At 68.8% G+C, this 5,942-nt stretch carries 6 protein-coding genes; 1 reads left to right on the top strand and 5 read right to left on the bottom strand.

What is annotated here, in order from left to right:
- Window positions 1-410, top strand: a 410-nt coding sequence (locus tag AC1DU6_RS17600; protein ID WP_477858604.1) for a hypothetical protein, incomplete at its 5' end; no start/stop codon positions are given.
- Window positions 411-431: 21 nt separating this feature from the next.
- On the opposite strand, the gene AC1DU6_RS17595 is transcribed toward AC1DU6_RS17600, so the two are convergent.
- From AC1DU6_RS17595 to AC1DU6_RS17575, 5 genes are all read right to left on the bottom strand, one after another.
- Complete coding sequence (locus AC1DU6_RS17595) at window positions 432-2,273, bottom strand: right-handed parallel beta-helix repeat-containing protein (protein ID WP_477858603.1); 1,842 nt, start codon at window positions 2,271-2,273, stop codon at window positions 432-434.
- Window positions 2,274-2,377: 104 nt separating this feature from the next.
- Window positions 2,378-3,259 (bottom strand): DMT family transporter, encoded by an 882-nt coding sequence (locus tag AC1DU6_RS17590; protein WP_477858601.1) that lies wholly within the window; start codon window positions 3,257-3,259, stop codon window positions 2,378-2,380.
- The gene (locus AC1DU6_RS17585; RefSeq protein WP_477858599.1) at window positions 3,256-3,744 is read right to left on the bottom strand and encodes a methylated-DNA--[protein]-cysteine S-methyltransferase; all 489 of its coding nucleotides are present in this window, start codon (window positions 3,742-3,744) and stop codon (window positions 3,256-3,258) included. Before AC1DU6_RS17585 ends, AC1DU6_RS17590 begins: the two co-directional genes overlap by 4 nt.
- A 109-nt stretch (window positions 3,745-3,853) precedes the next feature.
- Entirely contained in the window at window positions 3,854-5,296 is a 1,443-nt protein-coding gene (locus AC1DU6_RS17580) for an Ada metal-binding domain-containing protein (protein ID WP_477858597.1), read from the bottom strand.
- Between the two features lie 61 nt (window positions 5,297-5,357).
- Window positions 5,358-5,942 (bottom strand): substrate-binding periplasmic protein (locus tag AC1DU6_RS17575; protein WP_477858595.1); only part of this gene is annotated, 585 nt, incomplete at its 5' end.

The raw sequence follows: 5,942 nt of genomic DNA, 5'->3' as shown, positions 1-5,942 counted from the left end.
AGCGAGCCTACGAGGGAGAGCTCCCTGGCATGGCGCTGGCGTACCTGCTGTGGCTCAACGCCCATGCCAACCAGGCCGTCGCCGCACCGGAACTGCTCGGCAAGCTGCAACGCGAGGTGCGGCAGACCGCCGAGGACGGCGACCTGGAGGCGTTGTCGACCTACGTCCATTCATTCGGCGCGCTGGGCGAGACGGCGATGCAGCGGCAGGCCTACAAGGAAGCGTGGCTGCGCATCCTGACTGAAATGTCCGGCCCGGCGGCGACCAAGGAAAGCCGCGATTCGATGGAGAACGTCGAGAAGATGATGCGCCAAGGGCGCTGGGCGCCGCCGGCGCTGAGCGCCGACGAACAGCGCGAGACCGATGCGCTGACGGAGCGTGTGGTAGATGCCTGGCGCAAGCGCCACTAGGAGGCTCGGGCCGGAGCGCCCTCAGCGCGAGCTGGCCGGCAGCGCGCCCGGCAAATGCGTTGCCTCCCAACCGAGCAGTTTGCGTATCTCCCCTGGCACCGGCAGCGGCTGAACGCCCTCCGGCACACGAGCGAGTTCAAAGCGGCGCAGCTCCGGGCTGCGGAACACAGCTCCTTCGTAGGGCAGTAGCGCCCTGCCCTTGGCTTCCATACCCGGCACGGCCTGCCGGAAGTCGTCGAGGCTGGCGAATTGCGTCTGGCAGTCCGTCCCTGCCGCCGGTGCCCAACTGACCAGAGGCTGGCCCGCGCCACCGGCACGCAGGTAGAGGTTGCCATCGACGCGTTGGGCCATCGGCTGGGTCACCTTGGCGCAGGTGACACGTGCTTGTTCGAAGCGCAGCAGCGGGCCCTTGAGGCCGGCGTCTGCCACCAGCAGGTTGCCCTCGAACACATGGCCGACGCGCTCATTGACATCTGGCCCCGTCTGCGGATGCCAGCCGAAGTGATCGCCCTGGGCGCTGCGCTCGTTGCGATCGATAAGCACCGGCGAATTGAAGAAGGTGTTGTGGTGCACCTTGGCGCCCGCGCTGTTCAGGATGCGGATGCCCTGCTGGTTGTTCACGAACACATTGCCGGCCACAGTCACGCCCTTGCTGATCTCGAAGAACAGCCCCGCCATCGTGCCCTCGACGTAGTTGTTGACGAACGCGCCGCCGACATTGCCCACGTCGTACCAGACACCATTGGAGTTCGGCTGCTCGACGATGAGGTTGTCGCGCACGGTGACGCGGTAGGACTGGTTGAAGATCTTCACCGCTGCCGGGAAATAGCCGGTCAACTTCTCCACGTTGTTGCGCCGGATGAGGTTGCGCTCCAGCAGCACGTCCGACGAGCCGATGACATAGATGCCCTCGGTGCCGGTGTCGCTGATGAGGGAGTTGCGGATGACGAGCCCGTCGCCGCGGAAGTAGCCGGCCACGCGCGAGCAATGGCTGATGGTGACGTTCTCCAGCAGCGTGCCCATGACCTCCTTGCCGTGCTCGCTTTCAGGTGACGGGCCGACGGGATCGTCGGTCGGTTCTTCCGACACCAGCGTCGACGGCTTCTTGCCCTCGATGTCGATGGCCCGGTAGGCGTATTGCGTGAAGGTGATGCCGCGCAGAGTCGGGCCCTTGCGGTCCGACGGCTTGCCGTGGACTTCGCGCGAGGGGCGGTGCAGGGCGATGTCGTGCGCCGTGATCTCGACGAGGCGACCGGTCGGGTCGGCGCCGATGTAGACATGACCCTTGGCGTAGTCGACGTAGTAGGCCTTGGCACTGACCTCGCCTTCCCAGCCCGCGGACTGCAGCGGCTCGCCGTCGATGAAGACCATGTCGTTGTTGAAGCGGTGCAGCGGCGTCTTCATGCCCTCACGCTCCCGTTGCCACCAGCCCAGCGGCTGGGCCGGGAACAGCGTGGCCCATTTCGTGCGCCAGACGTTGTTGCCCAGGCTCTGCCACTCGGTCGCCATGCGCGTGCCCTTGAGCACAGGCACTTCGTCCAGATAGGGCTGGATGGTGATGCCCTGGTTGAGCTGCAGCCCACCGGTGCGGTAGGTGCCGCCGCGCATGACGATGGCGTCGCCGGTGACGACGCGCGTCACCGCTGACTCGATGGACGTTGCCTCGTTGATCGACGCACCGGAAGCCTCGGCCTTGCCGTCAGGCGCCACGAAATAGACGTGCGGCGCCTTGGGCACCGCGTAGCGATGCGGCACCGGGCCATAGGGGCCGCCGGAGGGCTGGGCGATGGCGGCGGTGGCCAGGATCTGTGCGGCCAGCAAGCCGAGAGCGCCGATCCAGCGGCGGGATGGGAGCAAGGACATCGTGCGGTCTCCATGCGCCTGAAGGTAGCGCTACCAATTGCAATGGCGCGCACGCTATCACTGTTTGCGCCGCGCCGAGGCGCCTGGAGATCCGCCGCGTGACTTCAGCGCGGCTTGGGGCCTACCAGGCCCAGCGCCAGCGCAATGCCGACCAGCACGATGGCGCCACCCGCCACCATCTGGGACGTGATGGCTTCCTGCAGGAAGAGCGCCCCCCACAGGATGGCAAAGAGCGGGATCAGAAAGGTCACCGACACCGCGTTGGTCGGCCCGACTCGGCTCATCAGCCGGAAATAGAGGATGTAGGCCAGCGCCGTGCACAGGCCGGCAAGCGCCAGCGCCGAGCCCCAGGCGACGTTGCTCGGCATGGCGGCCGGCCACAGCCAGGCGGCCGGCAGCGCCAGCAGCACGGCGGCGGCGAACTGGCTGCCAGTGGCCACGGCGAGAGGAGAAACGCCGGCCAGATAGCGCTTGGTTGCGTTCGCCGCGATGCCGTAGCAGAGGGTGGCCGTCGCGCAGGCCAGCACGGCCCAGAAGCCTGAATGGTCCTCGCCGGGCTTGAAGCCGGCCYTGTCCCAGGCCAGGAAGGCCACGCCCGCAAAGCCGATGACGAGGCCGAGCACGCGCCATGGTGTCAGCCCCTGGCGCAACCAGACGAAGGCGACGACGGCCGTCCACAACGGCGTCGTCGCGTTGACGATGCTGGACAGGCCGGCCGTGATCGACAGGGCCGCGAAGGAGAACAACGCAAACGGGATGGCGCTGTTGAGCGCGCCGACGAGCAGCAAGCCCTTCCAGTGCTTGCGCAGGTCAGCCAGATTGCCGCGCGCTGCCAGCAGCGGGATCAGCATGGCGCTGGCCAGGCCGACGCGCACGGCCGCCAGCGCAATCGGCCCGAACTCATGGGCCCCGAGGCGCATGAACAGGAAGGAGGCGCCCCAGAGCGCGGCGAGCAGTACCAGCTCGCCGATGTCGAAAGCCTTCATGCGGTAGCACCCTCCAGGCTCAACAGGGCCTGCTTGCGCTCCAACCCGCCGGCATACCCGGTCAATGAGCCATCGGTGCCGACGACGCGATGGCAGGGCACGAGAACGGAGATCGGGTTGCGGCCTACTGCGGCGCCCAGCGCCCGCGCCGCACTGGCGCGCCCCAGCCGCTCGGCCAGTGCGCCATAGGTCGAGGGCTGCCCCGGCGCGATGGCCAGCAGCGCCTGCCAGACCTCGCGCTGAAAGGCCGTGCCGGCCGGGTCCAGCGGCGGCAGGTCGAAAGACTTGCCGCTGAAATAGGCCGTCAGCGCGGCTTCGGTGGCCGACAGGACGGCGTCGCTGCCGTCGTCCTCAGGCGCGTCCAGCGCGCCGGGATGGTGCTTCTGCCCGTCAAACCACAGGCCCGACAGGCCCGTGGCGCTGCGTGCGGCCGTCAGCGGGCCGAGTGGGGTTTCGATCCTGCGTTGCAAAACGTGATGGTTCATCGAGTAACTCCGATCTTTCTGATTGGCCGCGCGACTGCCGCGGAACTGGCTTTGCCAGGCCGCTGGCAGTGCCCCCTTGAGGGGGCGCGCGAAGCGCGTACGGGGTGGGTCAAGCCCTTCTCCAGAGATGAAGGACGGCGTAGCTGCGGTAGGGGCGATAGTGCTCCGCGGCTTCGAGATAGGCCTTGGGCGACAGCAACGGGCCTTCGCGGCTCAGGGCCTTGCGCAAGACAACGTCGCCGGGGGGGAAGGCGTCGGGCCAGCTCCAGCCCCGCATCAACATGTAGCCGGCTGTCCAGGGGCCGATGCCGGGGATGGCCGTCAGCTCGGCGGCAGCGGCTTCTGGTGAACCCTCGTGGCGGGCAAAGGCCAGCGTCGGCCAGGCCTGGGCCAGGGCGATGAGGCTGTCGGCACGCCGGCCAATGATGCCGAGTGACGCGATGTCGTCGCGCGTCGCCTCGGCAATGCGCTCGGGTGTGGGGAACAAGCGTTGGCAACCTTCCGGCGCGTCGGACAAGTCTTCACCGAAACGCTCGACGAAACGGCCGGCGAGTGTGCGAGCGGCCGCCACGGTGACCTGCTGGCCCAGGACGGCGCGTACCGCCAGCTCGAAGCGGTCCAGGCAGCCCGGCAGCCGCTGGCCTGCGACGGCCGCCTCGCCCAACGCAGCGGCGATGGCCTCGGGTTCGGCGTCCAGGTCCAGCCAGCGGCGCAACAGCGGCAATAGCGAGCCGACGGCAGGCCAGAGCGTGGGGGACAGTTCGACGCCGACCTCTCCCGCCTTGGCGAAGCTCACGCGCAGCCAGCCGGCATGGCGCCGGCCGGCGTGAGTCAGCGCCAGGGAGCGTGTGACGCCGCCCTCCTCCACCCGCTCAACCCCCGTGATCGCACGCGGCGCAAGAAACGCCAGCACGCCAGCCACGTCATAGGGCTGGCGGTAGCTCAGCCGCAGCCGCGACACGGGGGCCGCACCGCCACCCTCGCGCCGCAGGGCTGTGGGCTGCAGGCGGTAGTGCTCGACGAAGGCGGCGTTGAAGCGCCGCAGGCTCGCATAGCCGGCCGCGAAGGCGATCTCGCTGACGGGCAGCGTGCTGTCGGTCAGCAGGGCCTTGGCGAGCAGCAGGCGGCGCGTCTGCAGGTATTGCAGCGGTGAAACGCCGTGCTCGGCCTGAAAGATGCGGCGCAGGTGCCGGCTCGTGATGCCGAGATGGGCTGCCAGGTCTTCGACGCTGGCCTCGGCGTCATCGCAGGCATCCAGCCAGGCAGCGGCCTGCTGGGCGAGCGTTCGCGAGGCGTCCATCGTCGTCCACGGCAGGGCGCGCGGTGCCAGCTCGGGCCGGCATTTCATGCAGGGGCGAAAGGCGGCGGCTTCGGCCTGGGCCGCCGTCGAGAAAAAGCGGCAGTTCTCGCGCCGCGGCAGGCGCACGCGGCATACAGGGCGGCAGTAGATGCCGGTGGACGTGACGCCCACGTAGAGCCGCCCGTCGAAGCGCGCGTCGTGCGACTGCAGGACGGCGTAGGCGGCATCGGGAGGGAGGGTCTCGGACAACATGCAGCCAGTCTAGGACGGGCCCCTGCCAGATCCTGGCAGTTTTCGGACATGCCCCCAGAACTTACTGGAGGTAGCGGCGGCGGATGCGGGCGACGGTGCCGTCTTCTTCAAGCTGGCGGTAGGCCGCGACCCAGCGCCGTGCCTCGGCGGCATCGAGCCCGAGCGACGCGGCCATGTAGAGCGTGGCTTCGCCGAGCGTCGTCYGCAACACGAAGAGCATGCGGGCTTGGCCATACTCGTCCATTGCGGCCTCCAGCATGGGCGTGCCGGCGTAGACGGCATCCAGCGCCTGCTCGCGCAGGAGGCGCAACAGGTCGCGGTAGTCCTTCGCTTCGACGATGGTCTTGAAGCGCTCGGCCCGCAGATTGGCCGCAATGGGTGAGCCGCGCAGCACGCCGATGCGCAGCTCACGCAACTGGTCGAGCTCCAGGCGCGACTCGGTCGCGAGGGTGTAGAGGCCGTAGCGCACCGTCATCAGCGGCACCAGCCACTGGAAGCGGGCCTCCCGGTCCGGCGTCCGCGCCAGCGGAAAGATGCCGTAGTGCCGCCCCTGCTCGACCGTGCGCACCGCGCGCGCCCAGGGGACGTAGCTGACGAGGGCCGGCCTGCCCAGGCGCTGGGCCATGGCAACGGCCAACTCGTGGGC

This window comes from Roseateles sp. P5_B10, from assembly GCF_056400485.1.
The sequence above is the reverse complement of the archived record's forward strand: the minus strand, read 5'-3'. Positions and strand labels throughout refer to the sequence as shown.